Annotated in this window: 26 protein-coding genes; 12 read left to right on the top strand and 14 right to left on the bottom strand. The window is 53.8% G+C overall.

Translation table 11 applies throughout. The features are described from left to right. Positions 1-2: 2 nt before the first annotated feature. The 10 genes from fabD (at position 3) to ptsG (ending at position 9,657) form a co-directional block, all read left to right on the top strand. A complete protein-coding gene (fabD, locus tag OGY72_RS16635; RefSeq protein ID WP_126318487.1) occupies positions 3-932 on the top strand; it encodes an ACP S-malonyltransferase in 930 nt (309 codons plus the stop codon). Positions 933-944: 12 nt separating this feature from the next. After that, positions 945-1,679, top strand: a complete 735-nt coding sequence (gene fabG / locus OGY72_RS16630) for a 3-oxoacyl-ACP reductase FabG (RefSeq protein ID WP_003036255.1) — start codon at positions 945-947, stop codon at positions 1,677-1,679. A gap of 154 nt (positions 1,680-1,833) precedes the next feature. Beyond that, positions 1,834-2,070: an acyl carrier protein gene (gene acpP / locus OGY72_RS16625; protein WP_000103754.1), complete on the top strand. Its 237-nt coding sequence runs from the start codon at positions 1,834-1,836 to the stop codon at positions 2,068-2,070. 85 nt (positions 2,071-2,155) lie between these two features. Then, positions 2,156-3,397, top strand: coding sequence for a beta-ketoacyl-ACP synthase II (gene fabF, locus OGY72_RS16620; RefSeq protein ID WP_003036260.1), 1,242 nt, complete (start codon positions 2,156-2,158; stop codon positions 3,395-3,397). 135 nt (positions 3,398-3,532) lie between these two features. Beyond that, positions 3,533-4,342: an aminodeoxychorismate lyase gene (gene pabC / locus OGY72_RS16615; RefSeq protein ID WP_286548382.1), complete on the top strand. Its 810-nt coding sequence runs from the start codon at positions 3,533-3,535 to the stop codon at positions 4,340-4,342. A gap of 2 nt (positions 4,343-4,344) precedes the next feature. After that, positions 4,345-5,367, top strand: a complete 1,023-nt coding sequence (gene yceG, locus OGY72_RS16610; protein WP_008784373.1) for a cell division protein YceG — start codon at positions 4,345-4,347, stop codon at positions 5,365-5,367. Next, positions 5,357-5,998: a dTMP kinase gene (gene tmk, locus OGY72_RS16605; RefSeq protein WP_286548381.1), complete on the top strand. Its 642-nt coding sequence runs from the start codon at positions 5,357-5,359 to the stop codon at positions 5,996-5,998. The genes yceG and tmk overlap by 11 nt, the downstream gene beginning before the upstream one ends. Continuing rightward, positions 5,995-6,999, top strand: coding sequence for a DNA polymerase III subunit delta' (holB, locus tag OGY72_RS16600; RefSeq protein ID WP_003832190.1), 1,005 nt, complete (start codon positions 5,995-5,997; stop codon positions 6,997-6,999). The genes tmk and holB overlap by 4 nt, the downstream gene beginning before the upstream one ends. A gap of 10 nt (positions 7,000-7,009) precedes the next feature. Continuing rightward, complete coding sequence (locus tag OGY72_RS16595; protein ID WP_003832193.1) at positions 7,010-7,807, top strand: metal-dependent hydrolase; 798 nt, start codon at positions 7,010-7,012, stop codon at positions 7,805-7,807. 416 nt (positions 7,808-8,223) lie between these two features. Next, a complete protein-coding gene (gene ptsG, locus OGY72_RS16590) occupies positions 8,224-9,657 on the top strand; it encodes a PTS glucose transporter subunit IIBC (RefSeq protein ID WP_003036277.1) in 1,434 nt (477 codons plus the stop codon). Positions 9,658-9,712: 55 nt separating this feature from the next. Here ptsG and OGY72_RS16585 read toward each other — a convergent pair whose 3' ends face one another. The 7 genes from OGY72_RS16585 to OGY72_RS16555 form a co-directional block, all read right to left on the bottom strand. After that, positions 9,713-11,491 (bottom strand): aminopeptidase P family protein, encoded by a 1,779-nt coding sequence (locus OGY72_RS16585; RefSeq protein ID WP_286548379.1) that lies wholly within the window; start codon positions 11,489-11,491, stop codon positions 9,713-9,715. Positions 11,492-11,506: 15 nt separating this feature from the next. Further along, the gene (locus tag OGY72_RS16580; protein WP_032942969.1) at positions 11,507-12,961 is read right to left on the bottom strand and encodes an AMP nucleosidase; all 1,455 of its coding nucleotides are present in this window, start codon (positions 12,959-12,961) and stop codon (positions 11,507-11,509) included. Between the two features lie 118 nt (positions 12,962-13,079). Beyond that, positions 13,080-14,396, bottom strand: a complete 1,317-nt coding sequence (gene shiA / locus OGY72_RS16575) for a shikimate transporter (protein ID WP_286548377.1) — start codon at positions 14,394-14,396, stop codon at positions 13,080-13,082. 244 nt (positions 14,397-14,640) lie between these two features. Beyond that, on the bottom strand, positions 14,641-15,108 hold the full coding sequence (locus tag OGY72_RS16570) for a GNAT family N-acetyltransferase (RefSeq protein WP_149385028.1): 468 nt from the start codon (positions 15,106-15,108) through the stop codon (positions 14,641-14,643). 130 nt (positions 15,109-15,238) lie between these two features. Continuing rightward, positions 15,239-15,664 carry a glutaredoxin-dependent arsenate reductase gene (arsC, locus tag OGY72_RS16565; RefSeq protein ID WP_148362119.1) on the bottom strand — a complete coding sequence of 142 codons (426 nt, stop codon included), beginning with the start codon at positions 15,662-15,664 and terminating at the stop codon, positions 15,239-15,241. A 12-nt stretch (positions 15,665-15,676) separates the two neighbouring features. After that, positions 15,677-16,966 (bottom strand): arsenic transporter, encoded by a 1,290-nt coding sequence (locus OGY72_RS16560; RefSeq protein WP_148362118.1) that lies wholly within the window; start codon positions 16,964-16,966, stop codon positions 15,677-15,679. A gap of 44 nt (positions 16,967-17,010) precedes the next feature. Next, positions 17,011-17,331: a transcriptional regulator gene (locus tag OGY72_RS16555; RefSeq protein ID WP_047041444.1), complete on the bottom strand. Its 321-nt coding sequence runs from the start codon at positions 17,329-17,331 to the stop codon at positions 17,011-17,013. A gap of 85 nt (positions 17,332-17,416) precedes the next feature. Between OGY72_RS16555 and arsH the strand changes: the two genes are divergently transcribed. Together arsH and OGY72_RS24805 are read left to right on the top strand one after the other, a co-directional pair. Beyond that, positions 17,417-18,115, top strand: a complete 699-nt coding sequence (arsH, locus tag OGY72_RS16550; RefSeq protein WP_048211256.1) for an arsenical resistance protein ArsH — start codon at positions 17,417-17,419, stop codon at positions 18,113-18,115. 262 nt (positions 18,116-18,377) lie between these two features. Beyond that, a complete protein-coding gene (locus OGY72_RS24805) occupies positions 18,378-18,461 on the top strand; it encodes a hypothetical protein (RefSeq protein ID WP_348652543.1) in 84 nt (27 codons plus the stop codon). Positions 18,462-18,551: 90 nt separating this feature from the next. Here OGY72_RS24805 and fecE read toward each other — a convergent pair whose 3' ends face one another. From fecE to fecI, 7 genes are all read right to left on the bottom strand, one after another. Beyond that, complete coding sequence (gene fecE / locus OGY72_RS16545; protein WP_286548372.1) at positions 18,552-19,319, bottom strand: Fe(3+) dicitrate ABC transporter ATP-binding protein FecE; 768 nt, start codon at positions 19,317-19,319, stop codon at positions 18,552-18,554. Continuing rightward, positions 19,320-20,276 carry a Fe(3+) dicitrate ABC transporter permease subunit FecD gene (gene fecD / locus OGY72_RS16540; RefSeq protein ID WP_286548370.1) on the bottom strand — a complete coding sequence of 319 codons (957 nt, stop codon included), beginning with the start codon at positions 20,274-20,276 and terminating at the stop codon, positions 19,320-19,322. Next, the gene (fecC, locus tag OGY72_RS16535; protein ID WP_264957232.1) at positions 20,273-21,271 is read right to left on the bottom strand and encodes an iron-dicitrate ABC transporter permease FecC; all 999 of its coding nucleotides are present in this window, start codon (positions 21,269-21,271) and stop codon (positions 20,273-20,275) included. Before fecC ends, fecD begins: the two co-directional genes overlap by 4 nt. Then, positions 21,268-22,167 (bottom strand): Fe(3+) dicitrate ABC transporter substrate-binding protein FecB, encoded by a 900-nt coding sequence (locus OGY72_RS16530; protein ID WP_003832216.1) that lies wholly within the window; start codon positions 22,165-22,167, stop codon positions 21,268-21,270. Before OGY72_RS16530 ends, fecC begins: the two co-directional genes overlap by 4 nt. Positions 22,168-22,240: 73 nt before the next feature. Further along, positions 22,241-24,565 carry a TonB-dependent Fe(3+) dicitrate receptor FecA gene (fecA, locus tag OGY72_RS16525; protein ID WP_286548366.1) on the bottom strand — a complete coding sequence of 775 codons (2,325 nt, stop codon included), beginning with the start codon at positions 24,563-24,565 and terminating at the stop codon, positions 22,241-22,243. Positions 24,566-24,651: 86 nt separating this feature from the next. Further along, complete coding sequence (gene fecR, locus OGY72_RS16520; protein WP_264957228.1) at positions 24,652-25,605, bottom strand: ferric citrate uptake sigma factor regulator FecR; 954 nt, start codon at positions 25,603-25,605, stop codon at positions 24,652-24,654. Next, complete coding sequence (fecI, locus tag OGY72_RS16515; RefSeq protein WP_008784388.1) at positions 25,602-26,123, bottom strand: ferric citrate uptake sigma factor FecI; 522 nt, start codon at positions 26,121-26,123, stop codon at positions 25,602-25,604. Before fecI ends, fecR begins: the two co-directional genes overlap by 4 nt. Positions 26,124-26,214 lie beyond the last annotated feature (91 nt).

The following is a 26,214-nucleotide window of genomic DNA, read 5'->3' as shown; positions in this document are numbered from 1 at the left end:
ACATGACGCAATTTGCATTTGTGTTTCCGGGGCAGGGTTCCCAGACCGTTGGGATGTTGTCTGAAATGGCAGCAACCTACCCAATTGTTGAAGAAACATTTGCTGAAGCATCAGCTGCACTGGGCTATGATCTGTGGGCGTTGACTCAGCAAGGTCCGGCTGAAGAACTGAATAAAACCTGGCAGACGCAGCCCGCGCTGTTGACCGCATCCGTTGCGCTTTATCGCGTATGGCAGCAGCAGGGGGGTAAAACACCTGCGCTGATGGCGGGTCACAGCCTGGGCGAATATTCTGCGCTGGTATGTGCGGGTGTTATCGGTTTTGCCGATGCCGTACGTCTGGTTGAACTGCGTGGCAAATTCATGCAGGAAGCGGTTCCGGAAGGCACTGGCGGCATGTCTGCTATTATCGGTCTGGACGATGCCGCTATCGCTAAAGCGTGCGAAGAGTCTGCCGAAGGCCAGGTGGTTTCACCGGTAAACTTTAACTCACCGGGTCAGGTGGTTATTGCCGGGCATAAAGAAGCCGTAGAACGTGCTGGTGTTGCCTGTAAAGCCGCGGGCGCTAAGCGTGCGCTGCCGCTGCCGGTCAGCGTTCCTTCTCACTGCGCGCTGATGAAGCCTGCTGCTGAGAAACTGGCCGTTGAGCTGCAGAAAATCACCTTTAACGCACCGACTGTTCCGGTTGTGAACAACGTTGATGTGAAGTGTGAAACTACGGCAGACGCAATTCGCGATGCGCTGGTTCGTCAGCTGTATAGCCCGGTTCAGTGGACTAAAACCGTTGAATTTATGGCATCCCAGGGCGTAGAGCACCTGTATGAAGTCGGTCCGGGTAAAGTTCTGACCGGTCTGACGAAACGTATTGTTGATACCCTGACTGCTTCGGCACTGAATGAGCCGGCGGCACTGTCTGCGGCGCTAGAGCAATAAAAGAGGAAGACCATGAGTTTTGAAGGAAAAATCGCGCTGGTTACCGGTGCAAGCCGTGGCATTGGCCGCGCAATTGCTGAGACACTCGTTGCCCGTGGCGCGAAAGTTATCGGTACTGCTACCAGCGAAAGCGGCGCGCAGGCCATTAGCGATTACTTAGGTGCAAATGGTAAAGGTCTGATGTTGAATGTGACCGATCCGGCATCTATCGAATCTGTTCTGGAAAATATTCGCGCAGAATTTGGTGAAGTCGATATCCTGGTCAATAATGCCGGGATTACTCGTGATAACCTGTTAATGCGCATGAAAGATGACGAGTGGAACGATATCATCGAAACCAACCTGTCATCTGTTTTCCGTCTGTCAAAAGCGGTAATGCGAGCTATGATGAAAAAGCGTCATGGGCGTATTATCACTATCGGTTCTGTGGTTGGTACCATGGGAAATGCGGGTCAGGCTAACTACGCTGCGGCGAAAGCGGGTCTGATCGGCTTCAGTAAATCACTGGCGCGCGAAGTTGCGTCTCGTGGCATTACTGTAAACGTTGTTGCTCCGGGCTTTATTGAAACGGACATGACGCGTGCGCTGTCTGATGATCAGCGTGCGGGTATTCTGGCGCAGGTTCCTGCGGGTCGCCTCGGCGGCGCTCAGGAAATCGCCAGTGCGGTTGCATTTTTAGCTTCTGACGAAGCAAGTTACATCACAGGTGAGACTTTGCACGTCAACGGCGGGATGTACATGGTTTAACCACGATGAAAAATATTTGCGTTATTGTAGGTCTTGGCCTCAAAATAACGTAAAATCGTGGTAAGACCTGCCGGGATTTAGTTGCAAATTTTTCAACATTTTATACACTACGAAAACCATCGCGAAAGCGAGTTTTGATAGGAAATTTAAGAGTATGAGCACTATCGAAGAACGCGTTAAGAAAATTATCGGCGAACAGCTGGGCGTTAAGCAGGAAGAAGTAACCAACAATGCTTCCTTCGTTGAAGACCTGGGCGCAGATTCTCTTGACACCGTTGAGCTGGTAATGGCTCTGGAAGAAGAGTTTGATACTGAGATTCCGGACGAAGAAGCTGAGAAAATCACTACCGTTCAGGCTGCCATTGATTACATCAACGGCCACCAGGCGTAAGTGAACATCTCCAGGCGGTCATTCGACCGCCTGAGTTTTATCTTTTTATCCCACTTGAATTATTTTCCCTCCCTGGAGGACAACCGTGTCTAAGCGTCGTGTAGTTGTGACCGGACTGGGCATGTTGTCTCCTGTCGGCAATACCGTAGAGTCTACCTGGAAAGCTCTCCTTGCCGGTCAGAGTGGCATCAGCCTGATCGACCATTTCGATACTAGCGCCTATGCAACGAAATTTGCTGGCTTAGTAAAGGATTTTAACTGTGAAGACATTATCTCGCGCAAAGAACAGCGCAAGATGGATGCCTTCATTCAATATGGAATTGTCGCTGGCGTTCAGGCCATGCAGGATTCTGGCCTCGAAATTACGGAAGAGAACGCTCATCGTATTGGCGCCGCTATCGGCTCTGGTATTGGCGGTCTCGGTCTTATCGAAGAAAACCATACCTCACTGGTAAACGGTGGACCGCGTAAGATCAGCCCGTTCTTCGTTCCGTCGACGATTGTTAACATGGTGGCTGGTCACCTGACCATCATGTACGGCCTGCAAGGGCCAAGCATCTCCATCGCGACCGCCTGTACTTCAGGCGTGCATAACATCGGTCATGCCGCACGTATCATTGCATACGGCGATGCAGACGCGATGGTTGCGGGTGGTGCTGAAAAAGCCAGTACGCCGTTGGGTGTGGGTGGCTTTGGCGCGGCACGTGCACTGTCTACGCGTAATGATAACCCGCAAGCGGCAAGCCGCCCGTGGGACAAAGAGCGTGACGGCTTTGTGCTGGGCGACGGCGCTGGCATGGTGGTACTGGAAGAGTACGAGCATGCAAAAGCGCGCGGTGCAAAAATCTATGCTGAAGTCGTTGGCTTCGGTATGAGCAGCGATGCTTACCACATGACGTCGCCACCGGAAAACGGTGCAGGCGCTGCGCTGGCAATGGTCAACGCACTGCGCGATGCGGCTATTGAAGCGGGTCAGATTGGCTATGTCAACGCACATGGTACGTCTACCCCAGCGGGCGATAAAGCGGAAACCCAGGCAGTGAAATCTGTCTTTGGCGATGCGGCAAGCCGTGTGATGGTAAGCTCCACTAAATCCATGACCGGACACCTGTTGGGTGCGGCGGGCGCGGTGGAGTCAATTTTCTCTATCCTGGCGCTGCGCGATCAGGCTATTCCGCCAACCATCAACCTGGATAACCCGGATGAAGGTTGTGACCTGGACTTCGTACCTCACGAAGCGCGTCAGGTTAGTGGTCTGGAGTATGCGCTGTGTAACTCCTTTGGCTTCGGTGGTACCAACGGCTCTTTGATCTTTAAAAAGATTTAAGTCCGTCAGGTGATGCGCTAGCATCGATTGCAAATTGAAAAGGTCCGCTTGTCGGGCCTTTTTTTATTCGGTTTTCCGCCCTTGTCCTGTGTACCTCATCCTGCCAAACTAGCGGACCAGAAATAAGGAGCCACCATGTTCTTAATTAATGGCTGCGAGCAGAATATGCTGGCCGCAAGCGATCGAGCGACCCAATTTGGTGATGGCTGTTTTACCACTGCCTGTATTATCGACGGCGAAATCCCTCTCTTTGCAGCGCATCTTGAGCGTTTACAAGACGCTTGCCAAAAACTGCTGATCTCTTTTGAAGATTGGTCCGAGCTGCAAAATGAAATGAAAATGCTGGCGAAAGGGCACGTACGCGGTGTGTTGAAAGTGATTATCAGCCGTGGCAGTGGAGGCCGGGGTTACAGTGGCAAAAATTGTCATAGTGCCACACGCATCCTCTCCGTTTCAGCCTGGCCCGATCATTACGATCGTTGGCGGCAAGAAGGTATTACGCTGGCGCTAAGCCCAGTGCGGCTGGGACGTAATCCACTGCTTGCCGGGCTTAAACACCTGAATCGACTGGAGCAGGTGTTGATTCGCTCTCATCTTGAACAGACGGACGCCGATGAAGCGCTGGTTCTTGACAGCGAGGGATGGGTTACGGAATGCTGTGCGGCTAATTTGTTCTGGCGTAAAGGCGATGTGGTTTACACGCCCCGGCTGGATCAGGCCGGAGTGAACGGTATTATGCGACAATTCTGTATCCGGATGCTGGCACAATCGCCATTCAGTATTGTCGAAGTGTATGCCGGGTTGGAGGAGGTAATGCAGGCTGATGAAATCGTCGTCTGTAACGCGTTAATGCCCATTATTCCCGTGCGTGCCTGTGGCGACACGTTGTTGTCTTCACGTTTGTTATTCGATTATTTAGCCCCACTTTGTGAGCACCCGAATTAGTCATGAAAAAACTGTTACTTGTTGTCCTGTTATTGCTGGTTGTGCTGGGCATTGCCGCTGGAGTGGGAATGTGGAAAGTTCGCCATCTGGCGGACAGCAAATTATTGATTAAAGAAGAAACGATTTTTACGCTGAAAGCGGGGACGGGCCGTCTGGCTCTCGGCGAACAGCTGTATGCAGACAAAGTTATCAATCGTCCGCGCGTGTTCCAGTGGCTGCTGCGTGTGGAGCCCGAGCTGTCGCATTTTAAGGCCGGAACATATCGCTTCACGCCTGACATGACGGTGCGGGACATGCTGCAACTACTGGAAAGCGGCAAAGAGGCGCAGTTCCCGTTACGTCTGGTTGAAGGGATGCGCCTGAGCGATTATCTCAAACAGCTGCGTGATGCCCCGTATATCAAACATACGTTAAGCGACGATAGCTATGAGACCGTGGCCGAGGCACTTAAGCTGGAAAACCCGCAATGGGTAGAAGGCTGGTTCTGGCCAGATACCTGGATGTATACCGCCAATACTACTGACGTAGCGTTGCTAAAACGCGCGCATCAGAAAATGGTTAAAGCGGTGGATACTGTCTGGGAGGGGCGCGCTGATGGCCTGCCTTATCAGGACAAAAATCAGCTGGTAACCATGGCTTCTATTATTGAAAAAGAAACTGCGGTCGCCAGCGAGCGCGACCAGGTGGCTTCGGTCTTTATTAACCGCTTACGTATCGGTATGCGTTTACAAACCGATCCGACCGTGATTTACGGGATGGGTACACGGTATAATGGCAAATTGTCGCGTGTGGATTTAGACACCCCGACCGCCTATAACACCTATACCATTACTGGACTGCCGCCAGGCCCGATTGCCATGCCGGGAGAGGCTTCATTGCAGGCCGCGGCGCATCCGGCAAAAACACCGTATCTCTATTTTGTGGCTGACGGTAAAGGCGGCCACACGTTTAACACCAATCTTGCCAGCCATAACCGGTCCGTGCAGGATTACCTGAAAGTGCTTAAGGAAAAAAATGGGCAGTAACTATATCGTCATTGAAGGCCTGGAAGGCGCCGGAAAAACCACCGCGCGTAACGTGGTGGTGGAGACACTTGAGCAACTCGGTATTCGTGACATGGTTTTCACCCGCGAACCTGGTGGAACGCAGCTGGCTGAGAAACTAAGAAGTCTGGTGCTGGATATTAAATCGGTCGGTGACGAGGTCATTACCGATAAAGCCGAAGTTCTGATGTTTTACGCGGCGCGTGTGCAGTTGGTCGAAACCGTTATTAAACCTGCACTGGCGAAAGGCGCGTGGGTAATTGGCGATCGTCACGATCTGTCGACCCAGGCGTATCAGGGCGGCGGACGCGGTATCGATCAAAACATGCTGGCAACCCTGCGTGATGCGGTGCTTGGTGATTTTCGTCCGGACCTGACGATCTATCTGGATGTGACGCCAGAAGTCGGGTTGAAGCGTGCCCGTGCCCGCGGCGAGCTGGATCGTATTGAGCAGGAATCTTTCGACTTCTTTAATCGTACTCGCGCGCGTTATCTTGAGCTGTCTGCCAAAGACGCCAGCATTCGTACTATAGACGCTACGCAGCCGTTGGAGGCTGTGATGGCTGATATCCGTCATACCATCACCCAATGGGTGAAGGAGCAGGGCGCATGAAATGGTACCCATGGTTACGACCGGATTTTGAAAAACTGGTAGCCAGCTACCAGACGGGTCGTGGTCACCATGCGTTACTGATTCAGGCGTTACCCGGAATGGGCGACGACGCGCTGATTTACGCCCTCAGCCGCTATTTAATGTGCCAGCAGCCGGAAGGGCATAAAAGCTGTGGACAGTGCCGCGGCTGTCAGCTAATGCAGGCGGGGACGCACCCTGACTACTATTCGCTGCTGCCGGAAAAAGGCAAAAGCACGCTGGGGGTTGATGCGGTACGCGAAGTCAGTGAAAAGCTGTACGAGCATTCGCGTCTCGGCGGCGCGAAGGTCGTGTGGATCCCGGATGCTGCCCAGTTAACTGATGCCGCCGCCAACGCCTTGCTGAAAACGCTGGAAGAACCCCCGGCACAAACCTGGTTTTTCCTCGCCAGCACAGAGCCAGCTCGCTTGCTGGCGACATTACGCAGCCGTTGTCGGTTACATCATCTTGCACCACCGCCGGAGTCGTATGCGATTTCCTGGCTTGCTCGTGAAGTGACTGCGTCGTCAGAAGCGCTGCTGAGCGCGTTACGCCTGAGTGCAGGTTCGCCAGGCGCGGCACTTACGTTGTTACAGGCTGAAAGCTGGGCGCACCGCACAGATTTTTGTGCGGCACTGGTGAACACATTAAACACAGGCGACTGGTATATACTGCTCGCGGCGTTAAACCACGATCAGGCTGCCGCCCGTTTACACTGGCTGGCAACGTTGTTGACCGATGCGTTGAAACGTCCGTATGGCGTTTCCCATTTAACGAATCCTGATGCACTGGACCTGATATCTTCTATCGCAGAACGGTTATCCGTTGCCCAGATACAGGCGATACTCGGTGACGTTTGTCATTGTCGTCAGCAACTGCTGAACGTGACGGGCGTAAACCGTGAGCTGGTGTTAACCGATCTTATTCTTCGTATTGAGCATTACCTGCAACCAGGCTCCGTACTGCCTGTTCCCCATCTTTGAGAGAGACATTATGTTTTTAGTCGACTCACACTGCCATCTTGATGGCCTGGATTATCAATCTCTGCATAAGGACGTGGATGACGTGCTGGCGAAAGCGGCCGCACGCGATGTGAAATTCTGTCTTGCCGTCGCGACAACTCTGCCAGGATATCGCAGTATGCGCGAACTGGTCGGTGAGCGTGACAATGTGGTTTTTTCCTGCGGCGTGCATCCGTTAAATCAGGATGAAACCTATGATGTTGAGGACCTGCGTCGTTTTGCCGCCGAAGAGGGGGTTGTGGCGATGGGAGAAACCGGGCTGGACTATTTTTACACGCCGGAAACAAAGGTGCGCCAGCAGGAATCTTTTATCCACCACATTCAGATCGGCCGTGAGTTACAGAAGCCGGTTATCGTGCATACCCGCGATGCGCGAGCCGATACGCTGTCTATTCTGCACGAAGAAAAAGTGACGGATTGTGGCGGCGTACTACACTGTTTTACAGAGGACAGAGAAACGGCGGGCAAATTACTGGACCTTGGATTCTATATCTCGTTTTCCGGCATCGTCACGTTCCGAAATGCAGAGCAGCTCCGTGATGCCGCCCGCTATGTTCCTCTGGACCGGTTATTGGTCGAGACGGATTCTCCCTACCTTGCGCCTGTACCGCATCGTGGAAAAGAGAACCAGCCCGCCATGACTCGTGACGTTGCAGAGTACATGGCCGTAGTGAAAGGTGTTGCCGTTGAAGAACTGGCGCAGGCAACCACTGATAACTTTGCCCGCCTGTTTCACATCGACGCTTCTCGCCTGCAATCTGTTCGTTAACTGACTTTTTTTAAAGCTCGTAATTAATCACTAATGCGAGTAAAGTTCACCGCCACAAAATGGGCGGTGAATAATCAGTTTGACACATTCTGAAACTCATTTTATCGGAATGTGCGGATTTTGCGGCCATTCACGACTGAACTGTGATAGCCGTCAAACAAAAACAAACTGAATTATTTTACTCTGTGTAATAAATAAAGGGTACTTAGATGCCCTGTACACGGCGAGGTTCTCCCCCCTCGCCAATGCGTGAGAACGTAGAATACACAAAATCATTCAAGCGGCATCAAGGCGGCAAGTGAGTGAATTGCAGGAGCTTACCAGAGTAAGTGACTGGGATTTAAGCGCGCAGCCAACGCAGAGGCGGTTTGAAGGATGAAGTGTATAAGCACAAATACTCAGGAGCACTCCTAATTATGTTTAAGAATGCATTTGCTAACCTGCAAAAGGTCGGTAAATCGCTGATGCTGCCGGTTTCCGTACTCCCGATTGCAGGTATCCTGCTGGGCGTCGGTTCCGCTAACTTCAGCTGGCTGCCAGCCGTTGTATCGCACGTAATGGCAGAAGCAGGCGGTTCTGTTTTTGCAAACATGCCGCTGATTTTTGCTATCGGTGTTGCGTTAGGCTTCACCAACAACGACGGCGTATCTGCACTGGCATCCGTTGTTGCTTATGGCATCATGGTTAAAACCATGGCTGTTGTTGCGCCGCTGGTTCTGCATTTACCTGCTGAAGAGATCGCCGCTAAACACCTTGCTGATACGGGTGTTCTCGGGGGGATTATCTCCGGTGCGATTGCAGCGTATATGTTCAACCGCTTCTACCGTATTAAATTGCCTGAGTATCTTGGCTTCTTTGCGGGTAAGCGCTTCGTTCCTATCATTTCTGGTCTGGCTGCCATCTTCACGGGTGTGGTTCTGTCCTTCATTTGGCCTCCGATCGGTACTGCTATTCAGACGTTCTCCCAGTGGGCTGCATACCAGAACCCGGTCGTGGCGTTCGGTATCTATGGCTTCATTGAACGCTGCCTGGTGCCGTTTGGTCTGCACCATATCTGGAACGTTCCTTTCCAGATGCAGATCGGTGAATACACCAACGCTGCAGGTCAGGTGTTCCACGGTGATATCCCTCGCTATATGGCGGGTGACCCGACTGCGGGCAAACTGTCCGGTGGCTTCCTGTTCAAAATGTACGGTCTGCCGGCTGCCGCTATCGCTATCTGGCACTCTGCTAAACCAGAAAACCGCGCGAAAGTGGGCGGTATCATGATCTCCGCGGCGCTGACCTCGTTCCTGACCGGTATTACCGAGCCGATCGAGTTCTCCTTCATGTTCGTGGCGCCGATCCTGTACATCATCCACGCGATTCTGGCTGGTCTGGCATTCCCGATCTGTATCCTGCTGGGTATGCGTGACGGTACGTCGTTCTCCCACGGTCTGATCGACTTTATCGTTCTGTCCGGTAACAGCAGCAAACTATGGCTGTTCCCGATTGTCGGTATCGGTTATGCGATTGTTTACTACACCATCTTCCGTGTGCTGATCAAAGCGCTGGACCTGAAAACTCCGGGTCGTGAAGATGCTACCGAAGACAGCAAAGCAGGTGCGTCCGGCGAAATGGCTCCGGCTCTGGTTGCGGCATTCGGCGGTAAAGAAAACATCACTAACCTTGATGCGTGCATCACCCGTCTGCGTGTCAGCGTGGCTGACGTTGCCAAAGTGGATCAGGCTGGCCTGAAGAAACTGGGGGCGGCTGGCGTTGTGGTAGCTGGTTCCGGTGTTCAGGCTATCTTCGGGACTAAGTCCGATAACCTGAAAACTGAAATGGATGAGTACATCCGTAACAGCTAAGCAGTAAGATGTTGGGGAGAACTAAGGCAGCCTGCGGGCTGCCTTTTTTATTGCATTAATTAGCCTGAACGCGAATCGGTGCGGTGGCAGCGAACAGCCATGGACGTGCCTCTGCGTTCACGCGCGGGGATAACGTCTCTCTGACCTGCTGGTGGTAATCATCAATCCACTGTTTCTCAGCATCACTCAGCAGATGCAGTTCAACCAGATTCAAATCAATCGGTACCAGCGTCAGCGTTGAGAAACGACAAAAACCAGGACGACTGTTGATAATCTCCACCTGATTCTCAATACGGATCCCATACTGTCCGGCCAGATAATAACCCGGCTCGATGGTGATGATATTGCCTGCGACCAGTGGCCACGGGTTTACTTTTTTGGCGATGCGATGGGGTTGCTCATGAATAAGCAACTGGTGACCCACGCCGTGTCCCGTGCCATGATCAAAATCCAGTCCCAGCTCCCACAACGCCCGGCGGCTAAAGGCATCCAGTTGATGGCCCTGAGTCCCACTGGGAAACTGCAGCGAAATAAGCGACAAAAAGCCTTTCAACACGGCTGTGTAATGTAGGCGACGTTGCGGATCCTGTGGGCCAAATGCGAGGGTACGCGTCGTATCCGTCGTACCATTGTGGTACTGGCCACCGGAATCATTCAGATACATGGCCTGCGAGGTAATTGGCGTATTGGTCTTTTCACTGGAGTGGTAATGGCACATTGCGGCATTGCTGGCAGAGGCCGAAATCGTGCTGAAACTTTGCTCGATAAATCCCGGCTGCTGCTGGCGAAATTCCAGTTGCTTGGCCTGCGCTTCCAGCTCGGTGACCGGATTGCCTGCCGCTTCGCGCAAAGGAACTTCATGGGCCAGCCAGGCAAGGAAGTTTACCCAGGCTGCGCCATCTTGTTCATGGCATTCCCGATAGCCTGCCAGTTCAACGTCATTTTTGTGGGATTTCATCAGAGTGATGGGATCGGGCGCCCAAAGAACGTTGCCACCGTGTTCTTCAATGGCAAAACGCAACGCGACCGGGGCGTAGTCTTTATCGACCAGGAAGCGCTTCCCATTGGCCAACTGCTGGCAGCGAGTCAGAAAACTCTCTTGCGGGGCCAGCGTGAGCGTGTTCAGTAGTGATGCGGGGAGTTGCTGCGTTTTATTGCTATCCACAAACCATTCCAGCTCACCGCTGCGATGGAGCAGGGCAAACGAAAACGGCACTGGCACCATGGCCAGATCCGAACCGCGTACATTCAATAACCATGCAATGTTATCCGGCAGGGTAATTGCCAGCACGTCAGCCTGGTGTTGAGCGAGTTGTTCCACGACGCGGGCACGCTTTTGCGTGCTGCTTTCCCCGCTGATTTCAATGGGCATTTCACGAATGATGCCGCAGGGGGCTGCCGGTCGGTCTAGCCATACCTGGTCAAAAGGATCTTGCTCAAGAGGCACCAGCTTGCAATGTGTTGCCGACAAGGCTTCAAACTGGCTGTTGACCATCAGCATTGGTTCAAAGCCGATACGTGTACCCGCTGCAACGTGAGACTGCAAATAGTCGGCCAGCGGCTCATCGTGTAAATGATGAATTTCAAAATCATCCAGCGAGACTTCATTGCGTACCTGGACCTGATAGCGTCCATCGACAAACATTAACGCGCGATCCCGAAGGACCAACGCGAGGCCGGCAGAGCCGCTAAAACCGGTCAGCCAGGCCAGTTTATTGTCATGCGGCGTACAATCTTCACTTTGATGAGCATCGGCGCGCGGAACAATCATGCCATCCAGCCCCTGCGCTATCAGCAGGTTGCGCAGGGCGGAAAGAGGAGTTGAGTTGTGCATAGTTACCTTCAGGTCTTAACGGAACGGCGGTTCGTTGAATGTACGTAATTTACGGGAGTGCAGTCGGTCGCCTTCAGCACGCAGACGATCGATAGCCCGGATACCTATTTGCAGATGCTCAGAAATGGCACCTTCATAAAAACGGTTGGCCTGACCAGGCAGTTTGATCTCACCGTGCAGTGGCTTGTCGGAAACGCACAGCAGCGTGCCGTAAGGAACGCGGAAACGGTATCCCTGGGCGGCGATGGTGGCGCTTTCCATATCGATAGCCACCGCTCGGCTGAGGTTAAAGCGTAGCGCAGAAGCGGAATAGCGTAGCTCCCAGTTGCGATCGTCAGTGGTGACGACGGTACCAGTACGCAGGCGCTGTTTAACCTCTTCGCCGGGCATACCGCTGACTTCTTTGGTGGCGTCATACAGTGCGCGCTGCACTTCCGCTATGCTCGGAATTGGAATATCTGGCGGCAGTACGGCATCCAACACGTGGTCGTCACGCAGATAAGCGTGGGCCAGAACATAGTCGCCGATCGCCTGGCTTTCACGCAGCCCGCCACAGTGACCAATCATCAGCCAGACGTCAGGACGCAGTACAGCCAGATGATCGCAAATGGTTTTGGCGTTAGACGGGCCAACGCCGATATTAACCAGCGTGATCCCCTGACCGTCGGCGGTGATTAAATGCCAGGCGGGCATCTGATGTTTCTTCCAGGCGAGATCGGAGATGGCTTCTTCAGGCGCTTCAGTTTCAGCGGTGATCCAAATCCCGCCCGCGCAAGAAAGCGCGATATATGGGCTATCAGGGTCGAGGATCTGGCTGCACCCCCAACGCACAAACTCATCGACATAGCGGGTGTAGTTGGTGAACAGCACAAACGGCTGAAAATGTTCAACCGGTGTTCCCGTGTAGTGGCGTAGTCGCGCCAGCGAAAAATCTACTCGTCGGGCGTCGAAGTGTGACAACGGGGAGAATTCCGCCGGATGATAGGTACCGTCTGCTGTTTCATCGCCAATCTGTGACAGCTCGGTTGTTGGGAAATGACGCGTTAATCCGGCGCTCATCGAGCGGTCGAGCGTCAGTTCAGAACCGTCAATGACATACGGATAGGGAATCTCATGTTGCGATGGCTCGACGGAGATATGCGCATCATAATCCTGATACAGCAGCGTGAGTTGTTCTTCAAGATACGGACGAAAAAGCGACGGACGGGTAATCGTAGTGGTGTAGCAGCCCGCATGGGTAAAACGACCATAGGCGCGGGTTTTCGGGGGATTGGTGGCGCTGCCATCCCAGGTGACACACAGTGATGGGTAAACAAAAAGACCGTTATGGCGGGCGATTACGTCAGGGAGCGTCCCTGTTTCAATATACTTACCAATGGCGCTACGCAGTGCTTTAACCGACTGCTCGTACAGCGCGTCCAGTTTATCCAGTGCCTGAGCCGGGGTCAGGCTGGAGCCCTTATTGTTCATGTCTGTCTCCTTGTTCCACAGATGTACTGCTCTCCCGATAGTATGTCACAGGAATGTGAAACAAAAGTCAGACGTTGAGGAAGATTGTGCGAAGACCGGACGGCCTCCGCACCCGGGCTTAACCGTGCTGCTTATCCCGCATCAGCAATGCTGTAGTGGCGGAAATAAGACAACCCGCCATCAGATAAATGGCCACACTGTGCCAGTCTCCGCCGGAGAATGTTACCAGTGCAGCAGCAATGAAGGGGGTAAAACCGCCGCCGACCACGCTTGCTACCTGATAACCAACGCCTGCGCCGCTGTAGCGATAGCTTGCGCCAAACAAACCGGTAAACATAGGTTGCTGCACGCAGACCACCATATCGTGTGCAATGTTGGCCAACATAATCGCGAAGAACACGATCCAGAAAATGGATTGCGCTTCTAACGCCATAAAGAACGGGAATGCGCTGAGCGTCCCGACCAGTGCGCCGGTAATGTAAACGCGCCGGCGACCAAAACGGTCGGCGAGCCAGGCGAAGCAGGGGATGGTCAGACAGCTCAGCCCACCCACCAACAAGCCGATATTCAGAAACAGTTCACGGGGTAAGCCCAGATTCTGCGTGGAGTAATTTAGGGCAAACGCGGTGACGATATACATCGTCAGCAGTTCACACAGGCGCAGAGCGATAATTTTCAAAAAGGCACCGGGATGACGGATTAACGCCTCGACTACCGGTAGTCTCTTTTTCTCTGGTTGCGGTGCCTGCTGCTGCAGTTCGAATTCGGCCGATTCATCCATTCGGTTACGCATCCACAACGCGCCCAATACCAGTACGATGCTGAACAGAAATGGAATACGCCAGCCCCAACTCAGGAACTGCTCATCGGTGGTTTGCGAGCTAATCAGCGAGACCAGACCGGTAGAAAGCAGTAGCCCGACGCCATAACCGACCTGAACGCCGCTGCTGTAGAACGCTTTTTTATTTTTCGGCGCGCTTTCGACCGAGAGCAACGCCGCGCCGCCCCATTCACCGCCAACGGCGAATCCCTGAATAGCACGCAGCGTTACCAGCAGAACGGGAGCCCACCAGCCAATGGCGTCAAAGGAAGGAATAATCCCTATCAGTGCAGTGGCGATCCCCATCATCCAGACGGTGAGCATCAGCATTCGTTTACGACCCAGGCGATCGCCGAAGTGGCCGAAGATCACCCCGCCTAACGGGCGGAACAAAAATCCGACGCCAAAGGTGGCGAATGCAGCAAGCGTCCCCATCGCCGGGCTAACCTGCGGGAAGAACTCGCGGTTAAAGACCAGTGCGGCAGTGATGCCGTAAAGCAGAAAATCATACCAGTCAACCACGGCACCCGCGAAGCTACCAAGCGCAGCGCGTCGGGCGCGGTTAAGCGAAGAGGCGTCCTGTTGGGGACCCGTGGAGGTGAGGGAGGAATCCATAGTTATCCTGTCTGTACTGTTTTTTAGTTATTAGTATTTGAGTTGGGTTACACACATTGCAGTCGCAATATTAACGACCGTTATGAGATTACCGCGACAGACGAGAAGTGAAAACGATTATCTCCCTCATCTGATGGCAACATGAAAAATAAGACGAATGAGAAATCTGAACCTGGTGGAATCGTGGCCTGTCAGGAGTGTTCTGATTTCAGGCGGAGCATTAGGAGCGCTGTATTTGGGGAAGTTATAAACCCACTTTCATAATGGTATACGGAGATTCGGTGAAACCACATCGCTCATAAGCACGAATCGCACGCCCGTTATCTCCGTGGACATATAAGCGAAGCTCCAGTGCCTTTTCTGATTTAGCTTCTTTTGTAAGATGTTTGATGAGCTCATCAGCTAATCCCATCCCACGATGCTCCGGGGCGATATAAAAGCTTTGGATCCACCAGTAGTCATTTCCATGAAAAGCACTCCATTCTTTTACGACAGAGGTATTGGCGATCACTGTTCCTGAAGAATCTTCCATGGCCCAATATTTTGAACGTGGGTTTTCACAAAACGCCGAGGAAACGCCACGCTCCACAGCAACAAGGTCAATCACTGAACCTTCAGATTCTTGTGCTTCCTGAGTGGTGAATTCGATGATTTTGTTGATATCGTCAGGGGTAGCTGGTCGAATAAAGTAGTTCGTAAGTCTGGCTCTCATTAGCGTTGCATCGACCCGTTGAACTCACAGCACGGAGCGGACATTGCTGACTGAGCTGAAGGTCCGCTGTGAGCGAGAAGCGGACGCCCGCATAGCGTTAACAGGCGTCCGATATTTTGAAGTGGGCAGATTACTTAACTCGTTTACCCGTTTCGTCAATGACCTTCTCACCATCCTCTTTGGTAAACACTCCTTTCTGACCTTCCGGTAGAATATCCAGCACCATTTCGGAGGGACGACAAAGACGTGTGCCGATCGGTGTCACTACAATCGGCCGATTAATCAGGATCGGATGCTGAAGCATAAAATCAATCAACTGCTCATCAGAAAACTTGTCTTCATCAAGACCCAACTGCTCATAAGGTTCGACGTTCTTACGCAGCAATGTACGTACTGAAATGCCCATATCTGAAATCAGTTTGCTAAGTTCATCACGAGTCGGGGGAGTATCGAGATAATAAATAATGGTTGGTTCGTTACCGCTGTTACGGATCATCTCCAGCGTGTTACGTGAGGTGCCACAGGCTGGATTGTGATAGATGGTAATGTTGCTCATATCTGTATCTCATTACAAAGTGATGGAGAGCCGCAACGCCAGCGCGGCCAGAGTGATAAACAGCACGGGCAGAGTCATGATAATGCCGGTGCGGAAGTAATATCCCCATGTAATCGTTATATTTTTCTGGGCAAGCACATGCAGCCAAAGCAGGGTTGCCAGACTGCCAATCGGGGTGATTTTCGGGCCTAAATCGCAGCCGATCACGTTGGCATAAATCATTGCCTCTTTGACGACGCCAGTCGCCGTACTCCCATCAATCGACAGCGCGCCAATCAGCACTGTCGGCATATTGTTCATCACCGACGACAGGAACGCGGTCAGAAAGCCGGTGCCAAACGTTGCTGCCCATAATCCCTTTTCTGCCAGCAGGTTTAGCACGCCAGACAGATACTCCGTTAACCCTGCATTGCGGAGGCCATAGACAACCAAGTACATGCCCAGCGAAAAAATAACGATCTGCCATGGCGCACCGCGCAGGACTTTTCCGGTGTTGATGGCATGACCTCTTTTCGCCACTATAAACAGTACTGCTGCGCCAGTAGCCGCTATCGCACTGACCGGGATCCCCATAGGCTCCAAAACAAAGAAACCGACAAGCAGCAATAACAGGACAATCCAGCCCACCCTGAACGTTGCCGGATCTTTTATCACACTGGCAGGAGTCTTCAGCAGCGAAACGTCATACGTCGCCGGAATGTCCCTGCGGAAGAAGAGATGCAGCATGACTAGCGTGGCCGCAATCGCTGCCACATCTACGGGGATCATAACGGAGGCATACTGCGTAAAGCCCAGACCGAAAAAGTCCGCCGAGACGATATTCACCAGGTTAGAAACAATGAGCGGCAGGCTGGCCGTATCTGCTATAAATCCTGCGGCCATCACAAAGGCCAGTGTTGTGCCCTTGCTGAATCCCATTGCAAGCAGCATCGCAATCACAATTGGTGTCAGAATCAGCGCGGCGCCGTCATTGGCGAACAAAGCAGCGACAGCGGCACCGAGCAACACTATCCAGGAAAACAGCAGGCGACCACGCCCGTTACCCCAGCGGGAGACGTGCAGTGCGGTCCACTCAAAGAAACCGGCCTCATCGAGTAGCAGACTGATGATAATGACCGCAATAAATGCCGCTGTCGCGTTCCAGACGATATTCCAGACAACGGGAATATCATTGATATGGATGACACCGGTTACCAGCGCCAGCACAGCCCCGATACTCGCACTCCAGCCAATGCTCAAGCCTCTGGGTTGCCAGATCACCAGTATCAGCGTCAGTAAAAATATACTCCCTGCCAAAAGCATCTCAGACTCAGTTATATATGATTATGTAAATGTGTTTTCATTTCTCAACAGGAGGTGCAGGCTGATTTATCCAGCCATTCACGCACATCCTCTCGCATACACTGCCAGGACGTTGTGATTGTCTCAGCTGCCCATGCCGGTATGTGGGGTGACAGACGATAATGGATCCATTTGCCTTCACGACGATCCAGAACCAACCCAGCCTCGCGAAGAATAGCCATATGTCGCGAGACTTTGGGCTGTGATTCGGAAATGGTTGCGCAGATATCACAGACGCACAGTTCTCCTGACTCCCGGAGAATCATGACGATGGCGAGCCGGGTTTCATCCGACAGGATTTTGAAAAGCTGAACAGGTTGTAGCATTTTTCACTCCGTTCCCTTTAGAATATACATATGGTAAATCATATGTGTTAAATTTGAAATCATCTGATCTCTCCGGAGTAGAAAAATGGAACAATTTCCAGCACTGAATAGTGAATGCTTTGATCAACACATCGCCGAGCGCCTGCACCTGCACGAGCCGCCGCGGATTCTGATCCTATATGGCTCAGTTAGAGAGCGCTCCTACAGCCGCTTTGCTGCGGAAGAAGCTGGTCGCCTGCTGGCAGCGATGGGCGCGGAGGTAAAACTATTTAATCCCTCAGGTTTACCCCTGCCGGATGATGCGCCAGATACACATCCTAAAGTCGCCGAGCTGCGCGGTCTGGTCAGATGGTGTGACGGGATGGTGTGGAGTTCTCCGGAACGGCACGGGGCTATGAGCGCAGTTATGAAGGCGCAGATTGACTGGATACCATTAAGTGAAGGCGCAGTTCGTCCTTCGCAGGGCAAAACACTTGCGGTAATGCAGGTTTGCGGAGGTTCACAGTCCTTCAATGCAGTGAACCAGATGCGTATTCTGGGCCGGTGGATGCGGATGTTTACGATCCCTAACCAGTCCTCCGTAGCCAAGGCATGGCAAGAGTTCGACGAAAACGGACGAATGAAACCTTCGTCATGGTATGACCGCATTGTCGATGTAGCCGAAGAGCTGTTTAAAATCACTCTGCTGCTTAAGGGGCAAACCGGCTATCTTGCGGATCGTTACAGCGAACGAAAAGAGAACCATCAGGAGCTTTCATCCCGTGTCAATCAGGACAAAATATAACGTTGTTCTTTGCATAAGCTTAACAACGTCGGCTATTGGCACACCGCGGACGTCGGTATGAAGCAACCCAGCGCCCGTTAATATTAAGCGGAAAGATGAATTAGCGTGTCTCCCCGTTTCGTCATCCTCTTCGCGTTTTACTTAATCCTGCCTTTGTTGCTGTGCATACAGCGACGTGTTATCACTCGGTAAACTGCATTTCACGGGTTGCTATGGTGCAGAGAGTAATCCCTGAACACCGTTGTCTGCGGTTTATGAACCGATGATTCATATGGTTTTGACTGGTTCTAAACGCATGATGGTTGATGACAGAACGCTGCAACATGATCCAGCCCAGAACCGTTGAAATGTTACCTGGGCGGACTGAAGTCATCGTAGCACGAGTGATATAACCGGCGACCTGTTGAAGCCATGGTACCATTACAGACTGTATCATCTACCTCACTACACACATCGGCCTGCCAGATACCGGTTCGGGGTGTATCTCCGTATCCACGCTGAATACGGTTCTCAGCAATCCAGGGTTCATCACCACTTCTGGTGTGCCTTGCGCCATAACATGTCCGTTCGCCATGACCACCAGATGGTCGCAGTACCGGCTGGCCTGATTAAGGTCGTGCAGCACTGCGACCACCGTTTTCCCTTGAGTCCGGAGTTCGCCCATCAGCCGCATCAGTTCTACCTGGTGATTGATATCGAGATAGGTGGTTGGCTCATCGAGAAGTACAACGGGCGTATCCTGCGCCAGCACCATCGCCAGAAATGCGCGCTGTCGCTGACCGCCTGAGAGATCGGTTAGCCGTCGGTCGGCAAGATGTAGGATCCGGGTCTGGCTCATAGCGTCATGGACCCGCGCATTGTCATCAACGCAGAGACGCCCCCAGAGTGACAACCACGGGTTGCGACCGTACGAAACAAGCTCCTGGACGGTGATCCCCTCGGGAGTTAAATGGTGCTGGGGCAGCAGCGCCAGCCTGCGTGCTAGCTGGCGTGATGAGAGCGTGTTGATGGCATTCTCGCCGAGAAATACGCCACCCGACTGCGGCGTTAACAGTCGTGAAAAACAGTTTAACAACGTTGATTTCCCGCAGCCGTTAGGGCCGAGCAGGGCGGTTGTCTTCCCTGCTGGTAGGGCGAGTGAAACACCATCAAGCACCTTGTTTGTACCGTAACAGACCGTCAGATTTTCAGTTCGTAATGTCATTTATCGCATTCTCACAAGCAGCCAGACAAACCATGGTGCACCGATAATGGCGGTCAGCACGCCAGCCGGAAGCTCCAGCGGGGGATGAATAATTCGTGCCAGCAGGTCGGCAACCACCAGCAGCAACGCACCTGTCATGGCTGAAACGGGCAGCAGCCAGCGGTGACGTCCACCGGTAATGCTGCGCACCATATGCGGCACCACAAGACCAATAAAGCTAATTGGGCCGCAGACGGCCACGCCGGTCGATGTCATGGCGACGGCCAGTAGCAAAGCCTGGAGCCGTATACGCGGCACCGACACACCGAGCGTGGTGGCGCGCGCATCACCCAATGCCAGGAGGTCGAGATCGCGGCAAAAACGCAGACTCAGCGGCAGAAACAAAATCAGCAGCGGGGCGGCTATTTTCACAAAGCTCCAGTCACGCCCCCATAAGCTGCCGGTCAGCCACAGCAGGGCGCTGTTCACATCCTGCGGACGCGAAAGCATCAGATAATCCGTCAGACTGGCCCAGCAGGCAGAGAGCGCAACACCCGTGAGCGCCAGCTTCATCGGCTGGCTGGTGTTCGCCAGTATTCTCAGCAGGATCAGGCCCGCCATGCCACCGGCAAAGGCCAGTAGCGGCAGAGAAATCACCGGTAGTGACGGTAAGAGAAGCAGCGCGCCCACAGAGGCAAGACTGGCGGCATGGTTTACGCCGAGAATATCCGGCGATGCCAGAGGGTTACGCACGATCCCTTGTACCAGCACGCCTGCCACCGCGAGGGCTGCACCGACAAGCAACGCCAGCAGCAGTCGCGGCAGGCGGTAGGCCGTTAACACGTAATGATATTCGCGCCCGGTCTGCCAGTCGCTCAGCAGAGCACGCCAGGGAATGGCGATCACCCCCATTTGTAGTGACAGAACCGAAAATCCTGCCAGCGTGAGGGCGATGAGAATGACTATCGCAATTTTCATCCACGCCTCCTGACCAGCCAGACAAAACAGGGTGCACCAATCAGCGCCACTACTGCCCCCGCGGGCAATTCGCCAGGGAAGGCCAGCGCTCGGGCCAGAACATCAGCCAGCAGCAGCAGTGTGGCGCCCATCAGCATGCTCATCGGCAGGACCTTGCGCTGATCGAATCCCACCCAGAAGCGAGCCAGATGCGGCATCAGCAGACCGATAAACGCCACCGGACCTGCCACGCTGACGCAGGTACCGACCAGAAGCAGCACCAGAATATTGATGATCAAACGGAGCTTCGGCAGATTCACCCCCAGCGTGCGGGCGGTGCTGTCACTGACGTTAAGCAGGTTCAGTTGATTAGCCAGCAGCAATACCACCGGTACAGCAACCGCCACCATTGGGAAAAGCTGCCAGAACTCCTGCCAACGTGCGTGGGATACGCCTCCCGCTAGCCAGTAAAAAATGCCGTAAGCGTGATCTTCCGTCAGCAGCAAGGTGATGCGGGTAAGGGCCATACAGAAAGCCGAGAACGCGATGCCCGCGAGGATCAGTTTGTTTCTGTCCTGGGTGTGACGAAATCCACCACCTGCGGTCATCACCATCAGCCAGCTTACGCCGCCACCGCAGGCGGCGATAAAGGCGATGGAGTAACCCGTAACGGGCGCAGGGCTGATAGCGCTGGTAAGCGCCATCGCCAGCGCTGCGCCACTGTTAATACCGAGTAGTGAAGGGGAGGCCATTGCATTATGCGTCAGGGTCTGCAGCAGCGTTCCCGCCAGAGCCAGGCTTGCGCCGATCAAAATGGCGACCAGGCTTCTCGGCAAACGAAGGTTTTGCACCAGCGCTTGTGGAAGCGTCGGCGTATGGCCTGGCAGCAGGGCGTGAATGGCATCAACGCCAGAAACAGGAATGGCCGAGTAGCAAAACAGACTCAGCCAGAAGATAGCGATAAGCGCGACAAGGGGAATCCCCCACTGTAGCGCTGGATGTTTGAAAACTGTCATTTCACATCGGATAAAGGCTGGTGGTGAAAGATTTTTACCGTGTCGCTGGCAATGCGTTCGGCTGCGAAAATGCCGCGCATCCGCGCCCAGGCGTTACTGTCGACCGACGCCGTCTGCTGCTTCTGCGCCGCAGTTAACATCTGCCACAGCGGGTCTTGTTGCCAGCGTTTCACGATGCTCTCTTCACGATAGTGCGCGACCAGCAGCCATGCCGGATTGAGCGCCAGCAGCTGTTCCAGACCGATGGAAGGCATAGACGAACCCGCCATAGCCGCAGGCACCGTCAGCCCCAGAGAGGTCAGGACGCCCCCGGTCCAGGTCTCCTGCGTGTGCAGGTTGAACTGCTGCTCTCGGGACGTACCAAACACCACCATCGTGTCTTTTGGCAGTTGGCTGGCCCACTCTGACATCTGTTGTTGGTGTTGCGCCAGGCGTGACTGCATCTGTGCCTTTTTACCCACGATTTCACCGATGATGGCCGCAGACTGAAGATTTTCAGCGTAGGTTTCATTGCGGGACTTGAGCAGCAGCACCGGTGCGATTTGCTGTAAGGCGCTGTAAATACCCGCATGGCGGCTGCTGTCGGCAATGATCAGATCCGGTTTCAGCGCGCTGATGGCTTCTAAACTCGGCTGCGCACGCGTGCCGACAGACTGCCAGGGTTTCAGATGGGTACGAACCTCTGGAAGAATGCGCATGGCATCGTTATCGTCGGCAATGCCGACCGGACTGACATCGACAGCAGCCAGTGCGTCCGCGAACGACAGTTCCAGCACCACTATCCGTTGTGGCGTTTTATCAAGCGTAAAGGTGCCATGTTCGTCATGAACCGTGGCGGCAAAAGCATGGCCGGTGAGCAGCAGAGCGGCGAATAGGGTGCGTAATGGTGTGAACATGTAAATTGCCTGCGTCGGGTGGCGTTTCGTTTGCCCGACCTACAAAACAGCATGCAGGCCGGGTAAACGGGGTTTAGAACTTCAACGAACCCTGCATATACAGCGTGCGCGGCTGGCCTGCGTAGATGCCTTTGTTGTTGTCGTCGTAAGAGCGGGTGAAATACTCTTGGTCGAAGATATTTTTCACACCGAACGCCAGGTTCAGGTCTGCCATCTGCGGGCCGAAGTCATAGGCTACGCGTGCGCCCCAGAGCATAAAGCCAGGGATGCGACCGGTACTACCGTCAGCGCTCTCTTTAACGGTGTTGGCGTTATCCGCAAACTGGCTGGACTGGAAATCGCTATTCAGGTTGAAGGTCCAGTTGCCCGGCTTATAGTCCACGCCCAACGTGCCTTTGTGTTTTGGTGAGAAGGGCACCTGATTGCCATAGGTATCGCCTTTCTCGCGAATCTCAGCGTTCACATACGCATAGCTTGCGTAGACTGAAACGTTGTCGAGCATTGGCGTCAATGTGCCAAGATCATAGCGAGTCTGAGTTTCCAGTCCGGTATGGCGCGTTTTACCGCGTGCGGTAACGGTGTCGTTGGTTTGGTTGGAATCGTACTGATTATTAAAGTTAATCAGGAACAGCCCCATTTCCGCCGTCAGCGCGCCATCGTCGTATCGGGTTCCGAGCTCCCAGGTTCGCGCTTTTTCCGGTTCCACATTGCCGCTTTGCACAGCCTTGCCAATTTGGCTGTACTGTACGGTGCCGAATGAGCCTTCAGTGTTTGCATAAAGATTCCAGCTATCAGTCAGGTGGTAAAGCACGTTTAGCGCCGGAAGTGGGGCGTTGTAGCTCACTTCCTCATGTGTGCCTTTGATGGCGTTGTTCTGGTATGACTCGATATGTTCAAAGCGCATACCCGGTGTGATAGTCCAGTTGCCAATGTCGATTTTGTCATCCAGATACCAGGCGTGCGCTTCGGTGCCGGAACGAGTGTCGCGATCGTAAGGGCTGGCGCTGGACGGCAGTTGTCCGCTGCTGGTGGTCGTGTAGTAACGCATTTCATGCGTCGACTCGCTCACATAGCGGTATCCCACGCCCACTTCGTGCGCGGAAGGACCCACCATAAAGCTCTGGCTGTAGCGCGGTTCAATGCCGCGTACCCAGTAGTTACGCGGTGAAAGGGTGAGGCGTTTGCCCTGTTCCAGGTAGCCGCTGCGCAGAGTTTCAGTGTAGAAGCCCTGAATATTGAATTTATGCTGGCTGTCCGGCTGGAACTGATAGCCGAGGCTCGCCAGCTTGCGGCGCCCCCAGAAGCGATCGTAAGGGCGCGTGGATTGCCAGCGGTCGGCGTCGTAATCCGCGCGAGACAGGCCGCCGGGCATGTCAGCTTCACCGTCGTAGTATTGCAAAAGACTGTTGAAGGTATGCACTTCGTTTGGCGCATATTTGCTTTTCAGCATCAGGTCGTCGATGCGGGTCGCGCTGTGTTCGCGCCAGTCGCTTCCACGTGTGCCGGAGTAAAGCAGGGCGGTACCAAAACCGTTATCCGCCGTGCCGCCCACCATCAGGTTGTGCGTTTCTTTTGGGTTATTTTGTGAAGATGTTGGGCTGAGCTGGCCTTCCACGCCGGCTTCCATGCCGAAGTCTTGCGGAATAGCGCGGGTAACAAAGTTCACCACACCGCCCACGCTCTGTGGCCCGTAACGCACCGCGCCACCGCCGCGAACCACATCGATGGCGTCCATATTTCCGAGTGAGACAGGCGCCAGTGAAAGCTGCGGCTGGCCGTAAGGGGCAAACGGCACGGGAATACCGTCCATCAGTACCGTTGAACGACTGGCCAGGCGCGGGTTCAGGCCGCGAATACCAAAGTTCATCGCCAGATCGTGGCTACCGGTGCCGTTGTTTTCTGGGGCGGTAACGCCAGGAATGCGGTTCAGTACCTCGCGCATGGATGTTGCGCCGGTTTTGGCGAAATCCTCACGGCGGATAACGTCACGTGCGCCAGCATGTTCGAAAACGTCGTTTTCGCGCGCATCCCCCAGCCAGTCGCCCACCACGGTCAGGGCATCTTCTTGCGGTGTTGGTGCGGGCTCCAGCGTCCAGCTGTTATTACCCAGCGGTTTCACCTGCAGGCCACTACCGTTCAGCAGGTGTTGCAGGCCGGTTTCGACGTCGTAGTCACCGTGAAGACCGTTACTCTGTTTGCCGCGCGTCAGGCTGGCGTCAACCGACAGGGTAATTCCGCTGAGCGCGGCATACTGATTAAGGGCTTTGTCGAGCGAACCCGGTGCGATATCAACCTGCGCTGCGAAGGCGGATAACGACAGCCCGGCCAGCGGCAGCAGGCTCAGGCGAACGACGTTAACCAAAGGTGTTGTTTTGCGAAAAACGCGTAAAGGCGTCATACCTTCTCCATCATCATTTTTGTTGTGTTCATCTATGAGTCGAATGAGAAGGGGAAAAAGGACAATCGAAATGAGAATTATTTTTCTTACAATGCAGAAATATTTACCCAGTATCGCGTAACTGACTGAATTTTCACTGGAAGAGTCTTGGCAATAACATCCAGGATTGCATCGGTATTTTTCAGCGGGAAAGTGCCACTCAGGCGTAACCCGGCCACAGCCGGATCGCAGCGCAGCACGCCGTTGCGATAACGGCTCAGCGTGGCAATCACTTCACCCAAAGGTTTATCGCTGAAGCTCAGAATGCCCTGCGTCCATGCGGCGCTTTCATCATCCGCTGAGGCTATTGCACCAAATTCAGACGCGCTAAACTGCAGGCTCTCGCCAGCGCTGACGATGCGTTTTTCCTGCGGACGGTTTGCCAGTATGACTTCCACAGCATGTTGTTGTACGGTAACGCGCGTGACGTTGTCCTGCTGATAGACGGTAAATTCTGTGCCTAATGCGGTGAGTTGGCCCTGGCGGGTCACAACGCGGAAAGGTCTCTGCTGCGCGTCTTTTGCAGTAGTAATAGCAATTTCGCCGTACCAGAGATGGACAGCGCGTTGACGCGTATCAAAACGAACGTCCGCGGCGCTTTGTGTGTTGAGCGTCAGCAGCGAGCCATCTTCCAGCCGCTGATGGCTGACCGCGCCTTTGGCGGTGCGGTAATCCGCGCGCAGACCTTCACCGGCTTCAGATTGCCAGAGCTGCCAGCCGCCGCCTACGCCAAGTAGCAGCAGTAGCCCTTTCATGACATGACGACGGGTAAGGCGCGTATCGTGCAGCGCCCGGCTGGCGACATCGCCCGGTACGCGGCTGAGCTGGCTGCGCAGGTTTTCAACCTGTTGCCAGGCCCACTGATGATCTTTGTCCTCTTCGTACCATTGTTGCCAGCGCGCTTCTTGCTGTGGGCTGACACGCTCGCCGCTCAATACAGCATACCAGTGCGATGCCGAGCGCAATGCCTGGCGGCGAGAATCAGTGATAGAAGCGTTCACAGGCCGTGCTCCAGACGAAACAGCAGACAATGTTCGATAGCCTTTGCCATATACTTTTTCACCGAGCTGACGGAGATACCGAGCTTCAGCGCGATCTCGCTGTATGTCAGACCATCCAGTTGCGAAAGCAGAAACGCTTCTCGTGTTTTTCCGTTCAGCCCGTCAAGCATGCTGTCGATGAGTTGCAGGGTTTCGAGCTGGCTCTCGCGTTCCTCGGGGGAAGGCGCGAGCGCCTCCGGCATAAGCGCCAGCATCTCCAGATAGGCTTTTTCCAGCGCGTTTCGGCGAAACAGGTCGACCATCACCCGTTTAGCGAGAGTGCACAGAAAGGAGCGCGGATCGCGGATCGTCGAGAGCGAGTCGCTGCCCATTACCCGTAGAAAAGTGTCCTGGGCAATGTCATCTGCATCAAAGGCGGACTGGAGTTTGCGCGTCAGCCAGCTTTTCAACCAGCCGTGATGTGCGCCATAAAGCGACTCGAGCGTAAAGGAAGCAGTGGTAGTGGCGTGGTCAGACATGTGGAATGTATCAAAAGTTAATTATCACGCGTTTATAGTAATATGAGAATGGTTATCATTACAATTATAAATATAATTGTATTACGTTGAA

Source organism: Citrobacter sp. Cpo221, assembly GCF_030332345.1.
In the GTDB taxonomy this organism is placed as follows: Bacteria; Pseudomonadota; Gammaproteobacteria; order Enterobacterales; family Enterobacteriaceae; genus Citrobacter; species Citrobacter portucalensis.
This window is presented reverse-complemented; position numbering and strand designations above follow the sequence as displayed.

Bases quoted from the DNA above. Each gene is read 5' to 3' on its own strand.
- holB (WP_003832190.1), top strand. From the start codon at position 5,995: ATGAAATGGTACCCATGGTTACGACCGGATTTTGAAAAACTGGTAGCC.
- fecD (WP_286548370.1), bottom strand. From the start codon at position 20,276: ATGAAAATTGCGATAGTCATTCTCATCGCCCTCACGCTGGCAGGATTT.
- yceG (WP_008784373.1), top strand. From the start codon at position 4,345: ATGAAAAAACTGTTACTTGTTGTCCTGTTATTGCTGGTTGTGCTGGGC.
- OGY72_RS16585 (WP_286548379.1), bottom strand. From the start codon at position 11,491: ATGCACAACTCAACTCCTCTTTCCGCCCTGCGCAACCTGCTGATAGCG.
- fabG (WP_003036255.1), top strand. From the start codon at position 945: ATGAGTTTTGAAGGAAAAATCGCGCTGGTTACCGGTGCAAGCCGTGGC.
- OGY72_RS16530 (WP_003832216.1), bottom strand. From the start codon at position 22,167: ATGTTCACACCATTACGCACCCTATTCGCCGCTCTGCTGCTCACCGGC.
- OGY72_RS16580 (WP_032942969.1), bottom strand. From the start codon at position 12,961: ATGAACAATAAGGGCTCCAGCCTGACCCCGGCTCAGGCACTGGATAAA.
- ptsG (WP_003036277.1), top strand. From the start codon at position 8,224: ATGTTTAAGAATGCATTTGCTAACCTGCAAAAGGTCGGTAAATCGCTG.
- tmk (WP_286548381.1), top strand. From the start codon at position 5,357: ATGGGCAGTAACTATATCGTCATTGAAGGCCTGGAAGGCGCCGGAAAA.
- OGY72_RS16570 (WP_149385028.1), bottom strand. From the start codon at position 15,108: ATGAGAGCCAGACTTACGAACTACTTTATTCGACCAGCTACCCCTGAC.
- fecI (WP_008784388.1), bottom strand. From the start codon at position 26,123: ATGTCTGACCACGCCACTACCACTGCTTCCTTTACGCTCGAGTCGCTT.
- OGY72_RS16560 (WP_148362118.1), bottom strand. From the start codon at position 16,966: ATGCTTTTGGCAGGGAGTATATTTTTACTGACGCTGATACTGGTGATC.
- fecE (WP_286548372.1), bottom strand. From the start codon at position 19,319: ATGACATTACGAACTGAAAATCTGACGGTCTGTTACGGTACAAACAAG.
- OGY72_RS24805 (WP_348652543.1), top strand. From the start codon at position 18,378: ATGATTCATATGGTTTTGACTGGTTCTAAACGCATGATGGTTGATGAC.
- OGY72_RS16595 (WP_003832193.1), top strand. From the start codon at position 7,010: ATGTTTTTAGTCGACTCACACTGCCATCTTGATGGCCTGGATTATCAA.
- pabC (WP_286548382.1), top strand. From the start codon at position 3,533: ATGTTCTTAATTAATGGCTGCGAGCAGAATATGCTGGCCGCAAGCGAT.
- shiA (WP_286548377.1), bottom strand. From the start codon at position 14,396: ATGGATTCCTCCCTCACCTCCACGGGTCCCCAACAGGACGCCTCTTCG.
- arsH (WP_048211256.1), top strand. From the start codon at position 17,417: ATGGAACAATTTCCAGCACTGAATAGTGAATGCTTTGATCAACACATC.
- arsC (WP_148362119.1), bottom strand. From the start codon at position 15,664: ATGAGCAACATTACCATCTATCACAATCCAGCCTGTGGCACCTCACGT.
- fecA (WP_286548366.1), bottom strand. From the start codon at position 24,565: ATGACGCCTTTACGCGTTTTTCGCAAAACAACACCTTTGGTTAACGTC.
- fabD (WP_126318487.1), top strand. From the start codon at position 3: ATGACGCAATTTGCATTTGTGTTTCCGGGGCAGGGTTCCCAGACCGTT.
- fecC (WP_264957232.1), bottom strand. From the start codon at position 21,271: ATGACAGTTTTCAAACATCCAGCGCTACAGTGGGGGATTCCCCTTGTC.
- acpP (WP_000103754.1), top strand. From the start codon at position 1,834: ATGAGCACTATCGAAGAACGCGTTAAGAAAATTATCGGCGAACAGCTG.
- OGY72_RS16555 (WP_047041444.1), bottom strand. From the start codon at position 17,331: ATGCTACAACCTGTTCAGCTTTTCAAAATCCTGTCGGATGAAACCCGG.